Here is a 20,556-nt window from a genome sequence, read left to right on the forward strand (position 1 = left end):
GGTCAACCTCCAAGCAGCAAGTAGAACGGCGTTCCGTAAAAAAGCGTGGCGGCCCCGCCGACCGCAAGAAACGGGCCGAATGGCAGTGGCTCCTCGAATCGCATGCGGCCGCGCCAAGTCGCGACGATGCCGACCGTTGCGCCGGCCACGGCGGCGATCAATACGACTTGTGGCAGCGCTTCCCAGCCGAGCCACGCGCCGAGCGCGGCAAGGAGCTTCAGATCGCCGTAGCCGATGCCTTCGATGCCGCGCAACAGTTTGAAGAGCCACAGAACGCACCAAAGGAACAGATAGCCCGCGATCGCGCCAATGACAGCGGCGCGCAGGCTGGTGAACGTTCCCCAAAGATTGACGCACAGGCCGGCCCAAAGAAGCGGCAGCGTCAACGAATCGGGCAGGAAGCCGGTTTGCATGTCGATCGCGCTCATCGCGAGCAGCGCCGTGCACAGGCCGAATGCGGCGAGCGCCGCGCCGCTGGGCCCGAAAAGGGCGAGCGCGGCGGCCGCGAGCGCGGCGGCCGCAAGTTCCACCAGCGGATAGCGCAGGCCGATGGCCGTCTGGCAGCGGCTGCAGCGGCCGCGCAGCACGATATAGCTGAGCAGCGGGATGTTTTCCCACGCGCGCAGCACATGGCCGCAGCTTGGGCAGGCGCTGCGCGGCACGCACAGGTTGTAGCGCGGCGGCAGGCCGTCGGCGGCGGGCGGCTCGCCCGTTGCTTCGGCGATTTCCGCGAGCCACGCGCGTTTCATCATGATCGGCAGCCGGTGCGCGACCACGTTGACGAAGCTGCCGACGACAAGACCGAACACGATCGCGAACGCATACTGCGCGCCCGACGGGAGCGCCGCGAATGTGGAGAGCAACCCGAAGGGCGCTTGCGTTGCCGGATCGGGAAGAAGCGGGTTGGACGTGATCAAGGTGGTCGTCATGGCTAATGGAGTCGGATTCGGCTGCGATGCTACACCACGTTACCGAGCTGAACGATCGGCAGATACATCGCGATCACCAGTGCGCCGATGAGCGCGCCCAGCACGACGATCACAACCGGTTCGCACAGGTGCGCGATCATGCCGATCTGGTCGTCGATCCGCCGGTCGCAGAGTGTCGCGATATCGAGCAACATCGTGTCGAGCGTGCCGGATTCTTCGGCGACAGAGATCGGTTGCACGACGTCGTCGGGGAAACAGCCTTCGGCTCGCATTGCCTGGGCGAGCCGTTCGCCGCGCTGCAGGCGCGCGGCGATTCCGGTTGTTGCGCGATCGAAGAGCACATTGCCGCTTACATGCGACAAAGCGGTGAGCGCATCGGTAAGCGGCGTGCCGGCGGCGAGCAGCGTGCCGAGTGCGCGGCTCCAGCGGGCGGCGGCGAGCGTGCGCAGCAGCGGCCCGGCAAGCGGCATGCGCAGTAGCGCTTGTGCGAGTGCGACGCGCACGGTTTCGGAGCGGCGCGCGGCGTGACGCATTGCGACGCAGACGAGCGCTATGGCGATGCCGACCGGCACACTCATGCGTGTCACGCCGGCCGATAGCGCCAGGATGAAGCGGGTCGGTGCGGGCAGGGCGGCGCCGAAACCGGAGAAAATCTGCTCAAAGGTCGGTACGACCCAGATCAGCAGCGCCGCAGTCAGCGCGAGCGCGAACAGCAGCACGGCGACCGGATAGGCGAGCGCCCCTCTGACTCGCGCATATTGGGCGGCGGCGCGTTCGCGGTCGTCGGCGATCCGTGCGAGTACGGCGGCGAGCGCGCCCGCCGCCTCGCCGACCGCGACGAGCTGGCGCAAGAGCGGATCGAACGGACGCGGATAGCGGCTCAATGCGGCCGAGAATTGCCGCCCTGCGACGATCTCGCGCGCCAACCCCGCTGCGATGCGAGGTATCGCATTGCGTTGCCGCGACGCGTTCGTGCGCGCCAGCAATTCGAGTGACGGTGCGAGTGCCAGCCCGGCGTGCAGGAGTCCTGCGAGCTGGCGCGTGAAGCGCGTGATCTCGTGCGCGCGCACTGCCGGGGGCGGTGCCGTCCCGCAGGCTTCGAGGTGCAGCACGGTAATGCCGGTGCGTTTGAGCACCGTGCGCGCGGCGGCCGAATCGGCGGCAATCAGCACGCCGCGTCGGCGTGCGCCGTCCGCCGTTACGCCTACCCAGCGATAACGGGCTTCGCTCGGCGCAGAACGGCGCGTATTCATCCGGAGGCCTCGGTTGCATCAAGCGCTTCGCTCAAGCTTGTGGAGCCGTCGCGCACGCGGATGAGCGCGGCTTCGCGCAAGCTCGCCATGCCTTCGGAACGCGCTTGGCGCGTAAGCTCGGCGCCGCTTGCGCGAGCGACGATCAAATCGCGTTGCTCGGCTGACAGCGGCATCACCTGATGGATGCCCACGCGCCCCTTGTAGCCGATGCCGTGGCACTCGGCGCAGCCTCTCGCGATATACGGCCGCCAACCGGCATCGAGCGACGCCGCGGCGATGCCGGCTGCGCGAAGCGCGTCGCGCGACGTATCGGAGGGCGCGCGGCACGCGGCGCAGAGGCGTCTCACCAGCCGTTGCGCGGTCACGAGTCTCAACGCAGCGGCGAGATTGTATGGTGCGACACCGATGTCGAGCAGCCTCGTGACCGCTGCCGGCGCATCGTTCGTATGCAGTGTCGATAACACCAGATGGCCCGTTTGCGCGGCTTTGAGCGCGACATCGGCGGTTTGCGCATCGCGAATCTCGCCGACCATGATCACGTCGGGATCTTGGCGAAGGAACGCGCGCAGCGCGACCGCAAACGTCAGGCCCGCCTTTTCCCGCACTCCCACCTGATTGATGCCATCGAGTTCGATCTCGGCCGGGTCCTCGACCGTGCAGATATTGCGCGATGCGTCGTTCAATTGCTGAAGGAAGCAATACAGCGACAACGTTTTGCCGCTACCGGTGGGCCCGGTCACCAGAATGAGGCCATGCGGCGCCCGGATCGCTGCTTCGACGGTGCGCGCCTGGGCCCTATCGAAGCCGAGCGCGGCGAGCGACAGCGCGGCGGGCAGTGTTTCCAGACGGCGCAGCACGAGCTTTTCGCCATGCAGCGTCGGCAATGAACTGACCCGGTAGTCGCAGCTGAGCCCCGGCGCCGGCGCGAGCCGCAGCCGGCCATCCTGTGGCACGCGGCGCTCGGCGATATCCATTCGCGCGAGCACCTTGATCCGCGTCACGCACGCATCGCGCAGATGGGCAGGCGGCCGAGCGAGCTCATGCAGCACGCCGTCGATGCGCAGCCGCACACGCCAGCCCGATTCACAGGGCTCGACATGGATGTCCGACGCGTTGCGCTCGTGCGCCGTGCGCAGCATATCGGCGACGGCGCCAATGGCTGGTGCGTCATCGTCGAATCTCGCGGCGCGCGGCTGGGAAGGGGCGGGGGGCGCGGCGGAAGAGGCCGCCACATACGGTGGCGATGCCGGCGCCGCGCGCTCCGGCCATGCGGAAAAGAAAGGAGAAGACGTGACAGACATTGGCTCCGGCCCCAAAGGCCGCCTGTTCGACGCGATGAGAGAATCATCGCGTGGCGCGTATCAGGTGACCAGTCGGCCGTTCGGCCAAAGCCGGGACGACGGGGCGCGTTACAGGCCCCGTGTGCGCGCTGGGCCGCGCGACATGCGTGGCTGGAACAGTTTGACCGTGCGCACGCCCTGATCGTCGCTGCGCATCACTTCAATCATCACGTCGCCGATCTTCAAGCAGACGTCGCCTTCCGGAATTTCCTCGAGCACTTCGAGAATCAGCCCGTTAAGCGTTTTCGGGCCTGTCGTCGGCAGATCCAGGTGGAGCCAGCGGTTCAGCTCGCGCAACGGCATGCTGCCGGCGACGATGCATTCGCCGTTTTCGTCCCAGCCGCCCTTCGAGCCTTCGCTTTTCGGCATCGTCGTCGTGAATTCGCCGATCAGCTCTTCGATGATGTCCTCCGGCGTGACGAGCCCTTCGAGTTCGCCGTACTCGTTGACGACGAGCGCCGTGCGCTGGCGGCTTTCCTGGAAGTACTGCAATTGCTGGTAGACGGGCGTGCCGGACGGCACATAGTACGGCTCGGTGAGCAGCTCGCGCAGCGTCGCGCGATCGAAATCCTGGTTGTGAAGCGCGGCGAGCGTCTTGCGCACGTGCAGCACGCCGAGCACACGCTCGATATCCCCTTCGTAGACCACGAGCCGGTTGTGGTAGCAGGTCTCGAGCTGGTGCAGCACGTCGTCGAGCGGCGCGAGGATGTTCAGCGCTTCGATCTGGCGGCGCGGAATCATCACGTCGTCTACGGTGATGTTTTCCAGATCGAACAGGTTGAGCAGGATGCTGCGGTGCTTGGTCGGCATGAAACTCGCGGATTCGAGCACGAGCGTGCGCAGTTCCTCTGCCGACAGCCGCTGGTCGCGGCCTGCCTTCGTGTTGATGCGCAACGTGGCGAGGATGGTGCCGGACAACGCGTTGACGAACCACACGAGCGGCATCAGCACCCGCATCAGCGGTGCGATGACGATGCTGGCGGGCAATGCGATCCGCTCGGGGAACGTCGCGCCGACGATTTTCGGCGTGATCTCGGCGAACACGATGATGAGGAACGCGACGATCCCCGTCGCGATCGACAGCACAAGGTTGTCATGGCCGAACGTGCGTAGCGCGATCGACGTCGTCAATACCGGGATGATCGTGTTGAACAGATTGTTGCCGATCAGAACCACGCTGAGGAGTTGATCGGTTCGCGCAAGCAGCCCTTGCGTTGTCTTCGCGCCGAGCGCGCCTTGGGCCGCGAGGTGTTTGAGCCGATGACGGTTGAGCGCCATCATCGCGGTTTCGGAAATGGAGAAGAAGCTGGAGCAGAGAAGAAGCAGGAGGACGGCGCCGATTTGCGCCCATAAGGGAATTTGGTCCACGCGTGGAAAGTCGGTGAATGAACAGGAATGGGGAAGACTATAGCAGAGGGGCGCGCGCGATTTGGCGGGGGCGCACGGCGCCGGTTTTGCGCGGCAGCCGGCGACGAACCGGCCGGCGACATCCGGAACGGCGAAAAAAAACCGCGCATTTCATGCGCGGTTTTTTCAAAATCTGGTCGGGGTGAGAGGATTCGAACCTCCGGCCTCTACGTCCCGAACGCCAATCCGGCCCTCTATACGAGATTTATTAGTATAGCGACTTCTTTTAAAAACAACAACTTACGCTCGGTTTCGCGTGCTTTCGCTTCACTGCGCAGATGACGAATTTCTTGCGCCCTAACGCAGATTTCACGCAGAGTCCGGAAGCAGACGGGTCAAGGAAGGTCATTGTCGCTGACGCCGCGTCGCAGCCATGAAGCCTTGATTCGGCGTTGGCGCTGCCGTAACATCGCACCATGACGCACAAGTGCGCACTTTTGCGCAGAAGTAAGGCTTATGTCCAAGGTTACGGTTCTTTTATCTTCAAGTGAATTCGCGCGACTAGACGCGTACTGCGACGAGCATGGGTTCAAGAAAAGTACGCTCATTGCCCGTCTGATACGGGAATACCTTGACGTGCAGCAGTTTCCAAAACAGGAAGTGCTTCCCTTGGACAGTGGTCGTCAGCCTGCGGGGTCACACGCCCGCACCCGGGAATAGGGCTAGCAATTCTTCCCAACGTCAATTATCGATTTACTGAAAATATGTCCAGCAGAACGAAAGCCGGAACACAGAAGAACGCCGGAACACAGAAGAAGACCGTGAAGGCCGGTATGCATTCGCTGCGGTCTACTGCCTTACCGACAGATAAGCCATACCGAGATATCAAGCCCGAAACACCCGTCGCGTCGTTGGACCGTACAGGAGCATCCGACACAGTCGGCCGCTATGCTGTGGACGTGGTTGCGCCGGCAGTGGGGATGTCCGAAAGCTTCATCAGAAAGGTGGTTGGAAGGAAGCGCGAGCTCTCACGTGCGGACGTCATTGCTCTACTGGACCAGGACGCCTTTAGCGAAACTTTCATCCCTCGAAGCAAGATTCTGCCGTACCTCGAGCGACTCGTGAGTCTTTCGCCGGTTGTCGCGCATGAGGTTGGTCGGACCGACGAGGGCGCGCAATATCGTCTTTGCCAAGGAAACGCGCTACAACTCGTCAACTCAATTAGTCCAGCGAGCATTCGATGCATCGTTACATCCACGCCTTACTGGGCTATGCGTCTGTACGAAGACATGCAGCGAGTTCAATGGGCAGACGGGGAGTATTGTGCATATGGGATGGAGCAGACGCCGGAAGGATTTGTTCGGCACTCGGCTGAAATGATTCTCGCATTGTCCAAGGTTCTAACTGATGATGGGTCCATCTGGTGGAACGTCATGGACACGTTTAATACACGGACACAAGTCCGGGAAAACGCGGCAGAAGCATTACGGGCAATGCAAGGCAAAGAGACTCGTGGCTGGAAGGATTACGAATGTCGTCGCTATAGCGCAGGGCACTCCTTCCTGAAAGACGGGGAGCAATGTCTGATTCCATTCTCGATTGCGCAGCGCGTAAGCCGTATGGGCCTGTATGTTAAGAGCGTAATTAGTTGGGCAAAGACGAGCTCGTTGCCAGAGCCTCAGGAATCGAGAGTGAGCCGTAATGTCGAATACGTCCTACACATCGCCCGACAGCGCACGCCATTTTTTGCGAAAGAAGCCTTTCGGACTACATCACCAAAATTGGGCGGACGTAATCCTGTTTGGGAGCCGAACAAGCTTTCGGATAGTTGGATACTTCCGACGTCATCCGGGCGAGATGGACATGGGGCTCAGTTTCCCTTGTCGCTCCCCGGCAGATGCATCGCTGTGTCGACTGAGGCGAACGATTACGTATTCGACCCATTTTGTGGCGCGGGAACCGCAGGTGTGGCCGCACTCGCATTGGGGCGAAAGTTTCTCGGATTCGACATAAGTGAGACGTATCTCTCAGTCGCACGGCGCCGGCTAGAAGCCGCGTCAGAAGGCAAGCTTATTGAGGACGAAACTCTGGAACCAATTGCTCAAGATTGCGTAGCGCCCCTGTTGCAGTTTGAAGGTGTGCGAGCGGTAGCTTAATTTCGAAAACCTCGACATCGAGGAACGATTTTCGACGCGAGGCTTGAACGCGGGTGGCGTGTTCATCAGTGCAAAAAAAGACGAAGAATTGTTGAGAAGCGCGGCGCGAATATACATGTGCCTGGTAATAGTCCGCCGCCGACAACCCGTCCGTCTTGTACTTGACGTCGCCCACCAGAAGGAGCTTTTCATCCTTTGATACAACGATGTCAGGGTCGAGCACCAAACTTCCTTCTTTGAAGAGGGACATTGGTGGAAAAAAACCTTTTCGAACGCTCAGACCTCTAGTTTGATAGCCGAGCTTCAGCTGTTGTCGAACGTAGGCTTCGAAGATAGTAGCCGAATTGAATAATACGGGCTCCGCCCGCACTTCCTCAACTGCTCCTTGTTTGAAACCTGACTCGCCAAGCAGAATAAGAGCAAGACGAAGTGCCCCTGCATAATAACCTCGTGCGCCGTCGTATTGGCCCGACAAAAGGCGCACTCTTACATGTTCGAGCGTTTCACCGGTCAGGGTGCCGGAACCAAATTTACGCGAGAAATCAAACAGAAATTGCCGGTCTTCTCGACTCAGCAATCGGGAATGCCGCCGCAGAACGTTGTGAGCGGCCGCTGCTAATACCACGTTCTCCGGCACATCGGTAGTCCGCGTTCTTCGAGCGAATACAAAGGGCCTTTCATTATTCTGTGCCAATCTGATTGCTGTTGAGAGAACATCGAGTTCCCCACCCGCAACTTCCGCGACTTCGCGCCGCCTCTGCCACGCAAAGCGCACACTTCCGGAATCCACTGCCAGCAAACTTCTGACAAACGGCCTCGCGACAAGACTCGCTAGCGATGCGTCTTCAGAAAAAGAATAGCCAACAAGTTCTTCGTCCACACTCCCTTGCGCTGCGTTTGTCGACTCCGATTCAACCAACATTCGAATAAAATTCGCGTTTCCAACTCTTGGGCGAAGTTGCAGGGTATCACCATTCTTGAGAGGTACGCTGCCTACCACCGTATCCACCTCAAGGCCTACACGGTTTCCTCTATAGAACGGCCGAATTTGCGCCGGTAGTCCCTTCGGTAACCATTCGAGATTGAAGCCAGGCATTTCGGTGGTTGCGCATTCGCGAACATCCCACAACATATCAAGCCTCTGGAGAGAGAAGTTCTTCCGCGAGCAGGTCGAGTTCAGTCAACTCCGTTGGCCGATGTCGAAAATGCTTTTGAAGCACAGGTCGTATAAAAGCGAGATAGTACGCACGGAAATCGTCTCCGCTTTTGAGTCGGGCAAAATAGCCGTGCCCTAGTGGATACTTCTCCTGAACACCCGCAAAAAATTCGACGATGGAGTCTATGCTCTTTTCAGGGAGCTGCTTTTGAATCAGCATATCGCGTAGGTCTTCGACACGAGGTGGAAATTCAACACTTGCGACCCGACCGAGCAGCGCATCGTCCACCTCCTCCGTGGAGTTATCTAGCGTGTTCATCGTGAAGACGAAAATCGTGTCGGGCGATACAGACAACGACGTGTCGTTCCGAAGCCTTATCGAGAACCGGTCGCCTCGATAGGCGTCTTCAAGCAAGGAGAAAACCTCCCCCAACGCTTGCGAAAGCTGCGTCCGGTTTGCTTCCTCGAGCACAATTACCTTGGTGTTTGCGCGAATAGCTCTCGTAAGTGGCCCTTCTTGCCAGGCGAAACCACCTTTCCCGTCCGATTTCAGACCGACGACCAGGTTTTCATACCCCCATCCGTCATGAATCTGGATTACAACCGGAGCGGACTCACCGAACAACTGAGTCACAGCCCTTGTTTTTCCGGTGCGCGGCGGTCCATACAACAAGATGGCCTTTGACATCTTCACCGCTGTTTCCAGCTGGTCTCGCGGCTCCCCGGAAATCCATCGCGGCCCGGTTGAACGCGTGCGAATGGCCGCAAGACGCCGCTGGTACGTTCTTTCGTCCAGCTTGAAAACCCTGTCTTCTCTTGCCTCGCTATTGCCAGAAACAGCATCCTCAACTAATGCGCGCAGCTGGTCTGCGTCAACGACCTTGTTCTCGAAACTGGGCTGAAACGATACATCATCAACGAAGATGACCGCGCGCTCTTCTGCGTCGATATCGAGTCCCGTGAGCATAGCCCTGACCAGATATGCCACTGGGTCCGGTTCGTCGCCGGGTACGGGCGTTGTCCGACCATACCAGGTTGCCCAGGCGCGCAGAGGTATCGCTACCCGCTGTGTATCGGCCTTAGCAAACCCGTCCTTGTTGATGCCTAGGCCTTGTGGGTAACCGGGTTGGGCGGATACCTTCCATGGCCCACTCGGGTCGCGTTCGATTCGTAGGAAACCTCTCGGGTCAAAGCCGACTGTCGAGTCATGGAACTTCTTGATATTGGTCTGGATACCCGTTCTAGGCGCATCACGTCCCATAGTCAAATCGGAGCGGGTTGTGGCAAATGGTACAAAATATTCTTTTGCCGTATCGGATGCGCCGTATGAGAACAGGGCATTCACGGCGTCCGTTGGATTGCCGGTATCGACGAGCACGGACTTTTCGCGCTTAAACCCCATCTGCTTGAGAGTAAACCAGACCTTCAACATGGCGTCGGCTGTGCCGCGCAAGGAGACGAGCGCCAGCTTGAGCGCGTCAGCAGAGACGTATCTTTCCGATGGCATTGCGATTCCTTGGTCTTCTAGATATCAGGGTTCCAAACGGCAGCCATTGTAACTGGATGTAAGTTGAGCCGGTCCGCACGGAGTTCCTCGAGCGGCTTCGCACGCCAATACGCGGGGCGTTGAAGCCCGCGACGAAATGGCCATCAGTGGAAATCTAACCTCCGGTTGATATACAGAGAATCTCAACTATGGAGCCTTTGATGTCTGTCAATCCCGGTCCCCTGCTGACGAAACATGATGTCGCGGCGTTGCTGCGTTGCTCTATCCGGACCATCGAAAATCTTGTCAAGGAGGGGCAGATTCCTGCCCCGATACATATCGGCAGAAGACCATACTGGCATGCCGACCTCATCCAGAAGTGGCTGGGTCAGCGTTTCGGCCTCGTTGTTGCCAGCACGGAAAGTGGTGAGGCTGCGAACGTTCCGGGCGCGGTCGCATCGGCGTCGCCGGCTATCGCAAACCCGGTGGTTTTCTCGCAGTCGCCGCCATCGGCCGCTCACGCAATCCAACGCGCCCGTGCGCGCAATGCCCGGAAACTGAACGAAATGGCTGCCAAGGCCATCCGCTAAAACGCGTCCCTAGACATCACGGTTCTTTTACCGAGGAGAGTTGTCTAGCATGCGAACGCGATACGTTCAACATCGTTTGATAAGCGGCACGGCCGTGACAGGCCGTTTGCCCCGAGCCACTGCGAGGAGGGCCCGGGCATGAGCGCAGGGAGCAACACGGATGCGTCATTTGGCTGTCGGCAAGTACTGCCGGGAGAACGAAAGCAGGAGCGCGATGGCGTTGTGCTGCTGAACGGGGCGGACTTGAAACCGCAGCCAGTAGATTGGCTTTGGCCGGGATGGCTCGCCGCTGGCAAGTACCACCTGCTCGCCGGTTCACCCGGGTTGGGCAAGACGACTATAGCGATGGCGATTGCGGCAACGGTGACGCGTCTCCACGCGTCCGATAGCGCGTTGGTGCCGAGCGGAAACACGCGCACGTCGTCACGTGGCAGCGTCTCGAGAATGGCGACGAGGTTCTCGCGCAGTGGAAGCTTGCGCGGGCGACCATTCTTGGTTTGCTCAAGGTATGCCGTGCGCTCCTCGAAATCCACGTATTCCCATGGCAAGTCGAGCGATTCGCCGCGCCGCGCGCCGGTCATGAGCTGGAACGTGGCGAACGCCTCATAGAGCGGGACGTGGACATAATCCTGCTCGGCCTGCCGGCGGCAGGCCGCGAGCGAGGTCTTAATGTAGTCCTTCTTCTGGTAGACGGTGGGCAGGTGCGCGGCCTCGTCGCGAGCAGCGAGCATCAGCGCCTCAGTGCGCAACGCAATCGAGCGCAACCGGTCCTCCTCGCGGGCGGACGCAAGCAGCCGCGCCTCCTCGCCCGCCTTCAGGCGCCGGTCGCGCTCGTTGAAATAGCGCGGACGGCGCACGCCCGTCATCGGATTCTCATCGACTCTGTATTTCCAGACCTTGATGGCGACGTTGAAGATGGAAGAGAGTACGTCAATCTCGCGGTCCACGGTGGCCGGGGCCACGATTTCGAGCCGGTCCCGAACGTAGCCCTCGATGTCGGTGGTGTGCACATGTGCGAACGGCTTCTCCATCCATTCGAGGCCCGTCGCCGCCTTGCGCATCGCGCCGCGCGCGGTGGTGGCGTGTCCATGTTCCGCAATTTCCGCTTGGCGCTTCGTGTCGCGTTTCGCCAGGTCACCCTTCACGTCTGCCAGCCACCCGCTGCACTTGTATTTTTCGACCTTTGCCCAGCCCTTGTGCTTCGGGCCTTCCTCGGCCATGTAGCGCCGGATGAGGTCGACGAACGTGACCTGGTGGGCCTTGGTGTAGTCGCGGAAAAGCCCTTTCTTGCGTTCCTGCCGGATGGTTTCGACGATGTCGTTGGCTTCTTCGAGGGAGCGCGCAGTGGCGCTGAAATTTGGGTGCCCCTTCTGCTGGATACGGACCTCCCAGCAGTCTTCATACTGGCCGAGTTCCGGCTTGTACTTCTGCGCAACCAGCTGGGCGTAATACGCCTTGGCGTCGTTGACCCGGTTGAAGGGGAAGTCGCGGTCGAGGCCGGTAGGCTTTTTGACGTGGACGAAATAGCGGCTGCGGTTGTTGATGCTGGCCATGCGGGAGTCTCTCCGGTAGTGGAAAAACTCGTATAGGGAGCGCGGGTTATACCGGCCGATGGTGGGGCGGGACGGGCGGTTCACGCAGATTTCACGCACAACCGCTGAAAACAAAAAAGCCGTCCAGGTGAGTGGACGGCTTTTGTCTTGATTTCTCAAGAAAAAATCTGGTCGGGGTGAGAGGATTCGAACCTCCGGCCTCTACGTCCCGAACGTAGCGCTCTACCAGGCTAAGCTACACCCCGATTTGACTCGATTCGTACTGCGTTGTCACTTTAGTCCAAATTAAGACTGACGTGACGTCGAGTAAGAACATAATTCTAGCAGGCTCTCTTTAAAAATGGAAGAGGGGAACGACGAAATTGCAGCGGCGGCGGCCTGAGCTTCTTGGCGTGCGCATTCCAATGTGTGATCGAGCGCGCCCGAGCGAGTGATCGCGTCGAAGATCGTTTCGAACCGATCGGTGCCGCCCTGTTCGATTGCTTCGCGCGCGAGTGCTGCCTGCTCCTGCGTGCCGCGCTCGATCAAATAGATGAGAGGCAGCGTCGGCTTGCCTTCGCGCAAATCATCGCCGGCGTTCTTGCCCATCGATTCCGCGGTGCCGGCGTAGTCGAGCCAATCGTCCATGATCTGGAACGCGGTGCCGATCCGGCGGCCGTATTCGGCCGCGGCGGCTTCCGTGCGCGCGTCGGCGCCCGCGAGCACGGCGCCGAGCCGCGCGGACGCTTCGAACAACTTCGCGGTTTTGTAGCGAATCACCTGCATGTAGCGGGTTTCGTCGACGTCGGCATCGTGCATGTTCAGCAACTGCAACACCTCGCCTTCGGAGATGATCGTCGTTGCTTCCGACAGAATCTCCATCACGCGCATTTTTCCGACACCCACCATCATCTCGAACGAACGCGAGTAGAGGTAATCCCCGACGAGAACGCTCGCCGCATTGCCGAACAGCGCATTCGCGGTCTTACGGCCGCGCCGCAATTCCGATTCGTCGACGACATCGTCGTGCAGCAGCGTCGCCGTATGAATGAACTCGACGACGGCCGCGAGCACGTGCCGATGGCTCGTGTTTTCGCCGAGCGCGCCCGCGACGAGCAACAGAAGCGCTGGCCGCAGCCGTTTGCCGCCCGCGCCGATGATGTATTCGGCGATCTGATTGATCAGCAGCACGTCTGACGCGAGGCTTTGCCGGATGACGCGATTTACCTGCTCCATATCGTTGACGATTGGAGCGAGCAGGTGAGCGGCGCTGAGGGTGGGGGTGGCAGTCGACGACATGATGATGGAAATGGGTAGTGCCGCGGATTATAAGGCGAATCGTCGTCGAGCCGGGTCGTTGTGCAGCGCTTTTGCTGGTATTTTGGCCGTTTGGCCGATGCGCGTCATGCATGCGCACGCGGGATTCGGCGGTTTGCTTTGACTGAAGCGCTAACCCTATGTATAATCACGCGTTTTCCGTGCACGGTGTGCGGAAAAATGGATCCAGAGTGAGGTTTTCAATGTACGCGGTCATAAAAACCGGCGGCAAGCAGTACAAGGTTGCCGTTGGCGAAAAACTGAAAGTAGAACAGATACCGGCTGACATTGACGCAGAAATCACGCTCGACCAGGTTCTCGCAGTGGGCGAAGGTGAATCGATCAAGTTCGGTACACCGCTGGTCAGTGGGGCTTCCGTCAAGGCCACCGTCGTGTCGCACGGTCGTCACGCCAAGGTCACCATCTTCAAGATGCGTCGCCGGAAGCACTACCAAAAGCACGGCGGCCACCGCCAGAACTACACTGAGCTGCGCATCGACGCGATCAACGCGTAAGCGCCTCGGTAAAGGAGCAATCAGATGGCACACAAAAAGGCAGGCGGCTCGTCCCGGAACGGCCGCGACTCCGAGTCGAAACGCCTCGGCGTGAAAGTGTACGGCGGCCAGGCGATCAACGCTGGCGGCATCATCGTGCGTCAGCGCGGCACGCGCATGCACGCAGGCGAGAACGTCGGCATGGGCAAGGATCACACCCTGTTCGCGCTGGTCGACGGCCACGTGAAGTTCGCGACGAAGGGTGCGGACAAGAAGCATACGGTCATCGTCGTTCCGGCTGCTGCCTGAATTCAGGCGCGACGGGCTTCGTAGCCACAAAGGCCCCGCGGTTTCAGCGGGGCCTTTTTTATTTTGCGCGCGGCCCTTCGCGGGCGTGACATTGGCCGTTCGGCCGATTGGTCAAGCGTAACGGCACGCGGCACAATAGCGAAAACGTGCAGCTATTATTGGATACCGGACGGAGTGACGGATGAAGTTCATTGACGAAGCGCGAATCGAGGTTATCGCCGGAGATGGAGGCGATGGCAGCGCGTCGATGCGACGCGAGAAGTTCGTCCCGTTCGGCGGGCCGGATGGCGGCGACGGTGGTCGCGGCGGCAGCGTCTACGTAATTGCGGATCGCAATATCAATACACTGATCGATTACCGGTACGCGAAGAAGCATATGGCGCGCAACGGTGAGAACGGTCGCGGGTCCGATTGCTATGGCAAGGGCGGCGACGATATCACGCTGCGTATGCCGGTCGGCACCATGATCACCGATATGGACACCGGCGAGCTGATCGCCGATCTGACCGAGCACGACCAGAAGGTGCTCGTCGCGAAGGGCGGCGCAGGCGGCCTCGGCAATTTGCACTTCAAGTCCAGCACGAATCGCGCGCCGCGGCAGAAGACCGACGGCAAGCCCGGCGAGCGCCGGATGTTGAAGCTCGAACTGAAGGTGCTTGCTGATGTGGGTCTTCTGGGTATGCCGAATGCGGGAAAGTCGACATTCATCGCGTCGGTGTCGAATGCGAAGCCTAAGATCGCCGACTATCCGTTCACGACGCTTGCGCCGAATCTGGGTGTCGTGCGCGTCGGGCCCGGCAAGAGCTTCGTGATCGCGGACATTCCGGGGCTGATTGAAGGCGCGGCGGAAGGCGCGGGCCTTGGCCATCAGTTCCTGCGTCATTTGCAGCGCACGGGATTGCTTCTGCATCTCGTCGATCTCGCGCCGTTCGACGAAAACGTCGACCCCGTCGCCGAAGCGAAAGCGATCGTCGGCGAACTGCGGAAATATGACGAATCGTTGTATGAGAAACCGCGCTGGCTCGTGCTGAACAAGCTCGACATGGTGCAGGAAGACGCCCGCCGGGCGCGCGTCGCCGATTTTGTCGAGCGTTTCGGTTGGACGGGCCCGGTTTTCGAAATCTCTGCGTTAACGGGCCAAGGTTGCGAGAATCTCGTCTACGCAGTCCATGACTACTTGGCCAAGCATTCGGACGCGCATCGTGCCGAAGTGGCCGAGAATCTGGCTGCGGACGTGCGGTTTCGCGAGGTGGGCCCAGCGGACGATCGTGTAGGCGAAACGCTGCCGCCGGTTGCCGGTGAGCCGCCGCGTGAGCACGGCTCGGACGCGTCTTGAATCTGCCGTTCGGCGGTAGGCGGCGCGCGCTGTCCGGCGGATTGTCGGGGCGCGCGCAATTCCATTCGCGACGATTCGCGAACCATTTATTCGGATTTGCCGCATTCCACAGGAGATAGCGCACGATGCGTTCGATCATCGCCGACTCGAAGCGCCTGGTAGTCAAGGTTGGTTCGAGCCTTGTCACCAACGACGGCCGCGGACTCGACCATGCGGCGATTGGCCGCTGGGCCGGGCAGATCGCCGCGCTGCGCAACGCGGGCAAGGAGGTGGTGCTCGTCAGCTCGGGAGCGATCGCGGAAGGGATGCAGCGTCTTGGCTGGACCAAGCGGCCGCGCGAAATTGACGAGTTGCAGGCGGCGGCGGCTGTCGGGCAGATGGGGCTCGCGCAAGTCTACGAGAGCCGCTTTGCCGAACATGGCATTCGCACCGCGCAGATTCTGCTGACGCATGCCGATCTTGCAGATCGCGAGCGTTATCTGAATGCACGTTCCACGCTGCTCACGCTGCTTAGGCTCGGCGTCGTGCCGATCATCAATGAAAACGACACCGTCGTTACCGATGAGATCAAGTTCGGCGACAACGATACGCTGGGCGCGCTCGTGGCGAATCTGATCGAAGGTGACGCGCTGATCATTCTCACCGACCAATCCGGGCTATATACCGCCGATCCGCGCAAGGACTCCGGTGCGACGCTCGTTGCGGAGGCGAACGCTGGTGCGCCCGAATTAGAGGCAATGGCGGGCGGAGCGGGCTCGAGTATCGGCCGCGGCGGCATGTTGACCAAGATCCTCGCGGCGAAGCGCGCTGCCCACAGTGGGGCGAACACGGTGATTGCGAGCGGCCGCGAATCCGATGTGCTGGTGCGCCTTGCTGCTGGCGAGGCTATCGGCACCCAATTGATCGCCCGTACCGCGCGGATGGCCGCGCGCAAGCAGTGGATGGCCGATCACTTGCAGGTGCGAGGGCACGTGGTGATCGATTCGGGCGCGGTCGATAAACTGACGGTGGGCGGCAAGAGCCTGCTGCCGATCGGCGTGATCGACGTGCAGGGCGCGTTCGCGCGCGGCGAAGTGATTGCGTGCGTCGACGGTGCGGGGCGCGAGGTCGCACGCGGAATCACCAATTACAGCAGCGCGGAAACGAAGCTGATCCAACGCAAGCCGAGCGGCGAGATTGAGACGGTGCTCGGCTACATGCTCGAGCCGGAGCTGATTCACCGCGACAATCTCGTGCTCGCCTGATTCCGGAGCAGGCGGCACGAGAGGCGCGCGGCGGGATTCAGCGGATTTGGCTGAGCCGCGTGCGGTGATGGCGGATATTGTCGAGGATCGTCGAAGTCTGGCCCGCCGGCATCTTGTTGTCGCAGAAATAATCCTGATAGAGCGCCGAGCGATAGGCGTTCAATTCGCCGTTCTCGATTCTTCGCCAATCTGTTTCGACCGTGCGGTCCCAGTCGTCGTGATCGGCATTCAAACCTGCGTACTGACGCCATTCGTAAGTGTCGCAACGAATGCCTTCGTAATTGACGTTGCGCGCGCCGCTCGGGCTCGTGACGACGATGGTGTAACGCACAATGCCGTCGGTGCCCACGTCGAGTGATTTCGAGTCGACGAAGAACTGCAGCGGTGTGTTTTGCGATACGTTGAATGGCAGAAGGTTGCCCGTTTGCGGCAGCGGCGGCAGCGTCTCGACCTTGTTTTCAGTCCAATTCGGCTGGCGGTCGAGCAGGTAGGTGAACACGCCATCGTCCTTGTTGGACGGGGTGTTGGAATTGGCGCAGCCCGCCAGCACGGCGGCCACGGCCATCGACGCCACGGCAACAGCAATCGCTTTCAATATGCGGTCCTCGTAAAAAAGCGCGGCATCCTTGAATGCCGCGCCCGGTCAACGTTTGTCATTTCCGGCAGACGAGTGCGCGTCAGTCGCGCAGGATCAGGCGCGGAGGGGGATCGTCGAGCACGTTCGCGCCCGGCTCGATTTCCGAGCAGACGGCGGACGGGTCAACCGCCGCTGGCGCGCTCGCAGCCGGATAGCCGTTTACGGCGCGCGGATAGCGCACCGTGCGCGGGTTACGCGGTTTGTCCACGCGCTGCGCCGGGCGGCGCAGAAAGCGCGACAACTCGGTCAACGCCAACTGATACACATCCCGCTTGAACTCGATCACAGCCTCGAGCGGCACCCAGTACTCGTTCCAGCGCCACGCGTCGAATTCCGGATGATCCGTCGCACGCAGGCAGATATCGCAATCGCGTCCGACCATTCGCAGCAGGAACCAGATCTGCTTCTGGCCGCGATAGTGCCCACGTACTTCGCGTTTGATGAACTTGTCTGGCACCTCATAACGCAACCAGTCGCGAGTGCGGCCGATGACTTTGACGTGTTCCGGACGCAACCCGGTTTCCTCGTGCAGTTCTCGGTACATTGCCTGCATCGGGGTTTCACCATACTTGATGCCCCCTTGCGGGAATTGCCAGGAATGCTCGCGAAGCCGTTTGCCCCAAAACACCTCGTTGTGCGCGTTCAAGAGGATGATGCCGACGTTCGGGCGAAAGCCTTCACGATCCAGCATACAACCACCTTCGAATCCTTTAAAATTGCTTTGATTATAAACAGATAACGGGCGCCGCGCACCGGAACGGAGCGAATCCGGGCGAGGTGCGTCATCTATACTGTCCCCGATTTGTCTGCTATGTCATCTGCGCCGCTTAATGCCGTGCGCAGTCGTTCATCCACTTTTAGACTTTTTCCGGCGGCCCGCGTTGGCCGCCGCCATCGGAACCGTTCGCATGAAAGCCTCTCGTTTCTTTATCGGCACCCTGAAGGAAGCGCCTGCCGACGCCGAAATCGTCAGCCACAAGTTGATGGTGCGCGCCGGCATGGTCCGTCGCGTGGCTGGCGGCATCTACAACTATCTGCCGATTGGCCTGCGCTCGATCCGCAAGGTCGAGGCGATCGTGCGCGAGGAAATGAACCGGGCGGGCGCGATCGAATTGCTGATGCCCGCCGTGCAGCCGGCCGAGCTGTGGCAGGAGTCCGGGCGCTGGGAGCAATATGGTCCGGAGCTGCTGCGTATCAAGGATCGTAAGCAGAACGATTTCGTGATCGGACCGACGCACGAGGAAGTCGTCACCGATATCGCGCGCAACCAGATCAAGAGCTACCGGCAGATGCCGGTGAATTTCTACCAGATCCAAACGAAATTCCGCGACGAGATTCGCCCGCGCTTCGGCGTGATGCGCGGGCGCGAATTCATCATGAAGGACGCGTATTCGTTCGACAAGGACGCGGACGGCCTGAAAGCGTCGTACAAGAAGATGTACGACGCCTATGTGCGGATCTTCACGCGCATCGGCCTCGAGTTTCGCGCGGTCGCGGCCGACAACGGTTCGATCGGCGGCAGCGGCTCGCATGAATTCCACGTGATCGCCGATACCGGCGAGGACGCGCTCGCCTATTGCGCGACGTCGGATTTCGCGGCGAACGTCGAGGCGGCCGAGGCGCTGCCGCTCCTCACGAGTCGCGCGGCGCCCGTTGAGGCGATGACGAAGGTGGCGACGCCGGGCAAGGCGAAGTGCGAGGCGGTCGCCGCGTTGCTGAACATCCCGCTCGAACGCACGATCAAGTCGATCGTGCTTGCGACCGACAACGAAGGCGCCGAGCCGACTATTTGGCTGCTGATGCTGCGCGGCGATCACGATTTGAACGAGATCAAGGCGTCGAAGTTGCCGGGGCTCGCGGGGCACCGCTTCGCGACCGAGGCGGAAATCGTCGAGTGGTTCGGCACGCCGCCCGGCTATCTTGGCCCGATCGGCACGAAGAAGCCGGTGCGCGTCGTCGCCGATCGCACGGTGGCGAACATGAGCGATTTTGTCGTCGGCGCGAACGAGGTCGACTATCACATTGCTGGCGTGAATTGGGGCCGCGATCTGCCGGAGCCGGTCATCGCCGATATCCGCGACGCAAAGGCGGGCGATCCGTCGCCGGACGGCAAGGGCGTGCTCGACATCTGTCGCGGGATCGAGGTCGGACACGTGTTTCAGCTCGGCACGAAGTATTCCGAGGCGATGGGCGCGACGTTCATCGACGAGGCTGGCAAGACGCAGCCGATGATGATGGGTTGCTACGGGATCGGCATTACGCGGATTCTGGGCGCGGCGATCGAGCAGAATTTCGACGACAAGGGCATCATCTGGCCCGAGGCGATTGCGCCGTTCGAGGTCGTGCTGTGCCCGATGGGCTATGACCGTAGCGACGCCGTGCGCGAAGCAGCCGATAAGCTGTATGCGGAACTGACGGCAGCGGGCATCGACGTGATCCTCGACGATCGCGGCGAGCGTCCGGGCGTGATGTTCGCGGACTGGGAACTGATCGGCGTGCCGCATCGTCTCGTGATCGGCGAGCGCGGGTTGAAGGAAGGCAAGCTCGAGTATCAGGGCCGGCGCGACACCGAAGCGACGCTGTTGCCGGCCGACACGGCCGCATCGGCGGTCGCGGATAAGGTGCGCGCGGCGCTCGCTCGCTGACGGCCAAGGGGGCGCGCGTTGGAGTCGAATTTTCTGTCGGCAACGGTGCTCCTCATCCTGATCACCGATCCGCTCGGCAACATCCCGCTTTTCATTGCCGCGCTCAAGGACGTGCCGGGCGAGCGGCGCGTGAAGGTGATCCTGCGAGAAGTGGCGATCGCGTTCGTGATCCTGCTGTTTTTCATGATCGTGGGCGATCGCTTTTTGCGGATGATGAGCCTGACGGACTTGTCGCTGCGGATCGGCGGCGGGATCGTGCTGTTTCTGATCGCACTGCGGATGATCTTCCCGCATCCGGACGGCGCGCTCGGCAATGATCCGCGTGCGGGCGGCGAGCCGTTTATCGTGCCGCTCGCGATTCCTGCGTTGGCGGGGCCGTCGGCGCTTGCGACGGTGATGCTGCTGACTTCGCAGGCTCCCGGCAAGACGCTCGAATGGGCGGGCGCGCTGACGGTGACGATGCTCGTCTGCGCGGTCACGCTCGTGATGGCCGAACGAATTCAGCAGTGGCTGGGCGAGCGGACGGTGATGGCGTTCGAGCGGCTGATGGGGCTTGTGCTCGTGGCGATTTCGGTCGAGATGATGATGGCGGGCGTCCGGGTGTTCGTGCACCAGTTGTAGCGGCCAATGGCCGATGAGCGGCGGCCGGTCTGATCGTCCGGAACGACGCGGGCGATGGGCGAAAAAAACGGCTTCGCGAGAAATGCGAAGCCGCTTTTTTGGGGAAGCGTTCGGCGCCGTTTCGAGGGAGCGGCGGTTCAATGGCGTTTGCGCCGATTGCGGCC

18 protein-coding genes, 1 tRNA gene and 1 pseudogene are annotated in these 20,556 nt (G+C 61.0%); 9 read left to right on the forward strand and 11 right to left on the reverse strand.

Annotated elements, in window-relative coordinates:
* Nucleotides 1–2 precede the first annotated feature (2 nt).
* The 4 genes from AQ611_RS03800 to AQ611_RS03815 form a co-directional block, all read right to left on the reverse strand.
* Entirely contained in the window at nucleotides 3–914 is a 912-nt protein-coding gene (locus tag AQ611_RS03800; RefSeq protein WP_069235119.1) for a prepilin peptidase, read from the reverse strand.
* A gap of 44 nt (nucleotides 915–958) precedes the next feature.
* Nucleotides 959–2,182 carry a type II secretion system F family protein gene (locus AQ611_RS03805; RefSeq protein ID WP_069233749.1) on the reverse strand — a complete coding sequence of 408 codons (1,224 nt, stop codon included), beginning with the start codon at nucleotides 2,180–2,182 and terminating at the stop codon, nucleotides 959–961.
* Nucleotides 2,179–3,483 (reverse strand): GspE/PulE family protein, encoded by a 1,305-nt coding sequence (locus tag AQ611_RS03810; protein ID WP_083237220.1) that lies wholly within the window; start codon nucleotides 3,481–3,483, stop codon nucleotides 2,179–2,181. Before AQ611_RS03810 ends, AQ611_RS03805 begins: the two co-directional genes overlap by 4 nt.
* A 108-nt stretch (nucleotides 3,484–3,591) precedes the next feature.
* Nucleotides 3,592–4,890, reverse strand: coding sequence for an HlyC/CorC family transporter (locus AQ611_RS03815; protein ID WP_069233751.1), 1,299 nt, complete (start codon nucleotides 4,888–4,890; stop codon nucleotides 3,592–3,594).
* Nucleotides 4,891–5,633: 743 nt separating this feature from the next.
* On the opposite strand from AQ611_RS03815, the gene AQ611_RS24405 reads away from it, so the two are divergent.
* Nucleotides 5,634–7,025: a DNA-methyltransferase gene (locus AQ611_RS24405; protein WP_197517124.1), complete on the forward strand. Its 1,392-nt coding sequence runs from the start codon at nucleotides 5,634–5,636 to the stop codon at nucleotides 7,023–7,025.
* Here AQ611_RS24405 and AQ611_RS24410 read toward each other — a convergent pair.
* Together AQ611_RS24410 and AQ611_RS03825 are read right to left on the reverse strand one after the other, a co-directional pair.
* Nucleotides 6,940–8,157, reverse strand: coding sequence for a 5-methylcytosine restriction system specificity protein McrC (locus AQ611_RS24410; RefSeq protein WP_083237221.1), 1,218 nt, complete (start codon nucleotides 8,155–8,157; stop codon nucleotides 6,940–6,942). The two genes, AQ611_RS24405 and AQ611_RS24410, sit on opposite strands and share 86 nt — an antisense overlap.
* A 1-nt stretch (nucleotide 8,158) precedes the next feature.
* Nucleotides 8,159–9,688, reverse strand: a complete 1,530-nt coding sequence (locus tag AQ611_RS03825; RefSeq protein ID WP_069233753.1) for an AAA family ATPase — start codon at nucleotides 9,686–9,688, stop codon at nucleotides 8,159–8,161.
* Between the two features lie 200 nt (nucleotides 9,689–9,888).
* Here AQ611_RS03825 and AQ611_RS03830 point away from each other — a divergent pair, with 200 nt between their 5' ends.
* Nucleotides 9,889–10,257, forward strand: a complete 369-nt coding sequence (locus tag AQ611_RS03830; RefSeq protein ID WP_180978134.1) for a helix-turn-helix transcriptional regulator — start codon at nucleotides 9,889–9,891, stop codon at nucleotides 10,255–10,257.
* Between the two features lie 138 nt (nucleotides 10,258–10,395).
* Entirely contained in the window at nucleotides 10,396–10,866 is a 471-nt protein-coding gene (locus AQ611_RS26695) for an AAA family ATPase (protein WP_425248304.1), read from the forward strand.
* Here the strand turns inward: AQ611_RS26695 and AQ611_RS26595 are convergent.
* The 3 genes and pseudogenes from AQ611_RS26595 to AQ611_RS03845 all read right to left on the reverse strand — a co-directional run.
* Nucleotides 10,749–11,810, reverse strand: a pseudogene (locus AQ611_RS26595) (site-specific integrase); the annotation flags it as partial. The gene AQ611_RS26695 and the pseudogene AQ611_RS26595 sit on opposite strands and share 118 nt — an antisense overlap.
* Nucleotides 11,811–11,978: 168 nt before the next feature.
* Nucleotides 11,979–12,055: transfer RNA gene (locus AQ611_RS03840), tRNA-Pro, on the reverse strand.
* Nucleotides 12,056–12,095: 40 nt separating this feature from the next.
* Nucleotides 12,096–13,088 carry a polyprenyl synthetase family protein gene (locus tag AQ611_RS03845; protein ID WP_059515803.1) on the reverse strand — a complete coding sequence of 331 codons (993 nt, stop codon included), beginning with the start codon at nucleotides 13,086–13,088 and terminating at the stop codon, nucleotides 12,096–12,098.
* A gap of 221 nt (nucleotides 13,089–13,309) precedes the next feature.
* Here AQ611_RS03845 and rplU point away from each other — a divergent pair, with 221 nt between their 5' ends.
* The 4 genes from rplU (at nucleotide 13,310) to proB (ending at nucleotide 16,489) form a co-directional block, all read left to right on the forward strand.
* Nucleotides 13,310–13,621, forward strand: coding sequence for a 50S ribosomal protein L21 (rplU, locus tag AQ611_RS03850; protein ID WP_006025184.1), 312 nt, complete (start codon nucleotides 13,310–13,312; stop codon nucleotides 13,619–13,621).
* Between the two features lie 24 nt (nucleotides 13,622–13,645).
* Nucleotides 13,646–13,909: a 50S ribosomal protein L27 gene (rpmA, locus tag AQ611_RS03855; protein ID WP_006400419.1), complete on the forward strand. Its 264-nt coding sequence runs from the start codon at nucleotides 13,646–13,648 to the stop codon at nucleotides 13,907–13,909.
* 181 nt (nucleotides 13,910–14,090) lie between these two features.
* Nucleotides 14,091–15,245: an Obg family GTPase CgtA gene (cgtA, locus tag AQ611_RS03860; RefSeq protein ID WP_059515805.1), complete on the forward strand. Its 1,155-nt coding sequence runs from the start codon at nucleotides 14,091–14,093 to the stop codon at nucleotides 15,243–15,245.
* Nucleotides 15,246–15,370: 125 nt separating this feature from the next.
* The gene (gene proB / locus AQ611_RS03865; protein ID WP_069233756.1) at nucleotides 15,371–16,489 is read left to right on the forward strand and encodes a glutamate 5-kinase; all 1,119 of its coding nucleotides are present in this window, start codon (nucleotides 15,371–15,373) and stop codon (nucleotides 16,487–16,489) included.
* Nucleotides 16,490–16,526: 37 nt separating this feature from the next.
* Here proB and AQ611_RS03870 read toward each other — a convergent pair whose 3' ends face one another.
* On the reverse strand, nucleotides 16,527–17,084 hold the full coding sequence (locus AQ611_RS03870) for a CNP1-like family protein (protein ID WP_069233757.1): 558 nt from the start codon (nucleotides 17,082–17,084) through the stop codon (nucleotides 16,527–16,529).
* Nucleotides 17,085–17,166: 82 nt separating this feature from the next.
* Entirely contained in the window at nucleotides 17,167–17,817 is a 651-nt protein-coding gene (locus AQ611_RS03875) for an RNA pyrophosphohydrolase (RefSeq protein ID WP_059515811.1), read from the reverse strand.
* Nucleotides 17,818–18,034: 217 nt separating this feature from the next.
* Between AQ611_RS03875 and AQ611_RS03880 the strand changes: the two genes are divergently transcribed.
* Complete coding sequence (locus AQ611_RS03880) at nucleotides 18,035–19,771, forward strand: proline--tRNA ligase (RefSeq protein WP_069233758.1); 1,737 nt, start codon at nucleotides 18,035–18,037, stop codon at nucleotides 19,769–19,771.
* An 18-nt stretch (nucleotides 19,772–19,789) separates the two neighbouring features.
* Nucleotides 19,790–20,392 carry a MarC family protein gene (locus AQ611_RS03885; RefSeq protein ID WP_059515815.1) on the forward strand — a complete coding sequence of 201 codons (603 nt, stop codon included), beginning with the start codon at nucleotides 19,790–19,792 and terminating at the stop codon, nucleotides 20,390–20,392.
* The last annotated feature ends 164 nt before the right edge of the window (nucleotides 20,393–20,556 follow it).

This window comes from Burkholderia singularis (assembly GCF_001718875.1).
In the GTDB taxonomy this organism is placed as follows: domain Bacteria; phylum Pseudomonadota; class Gammaproteobacteria; order Burkholderiales; family Burkholderiaceae; genus Burkholderia; species Burkholderia singularis.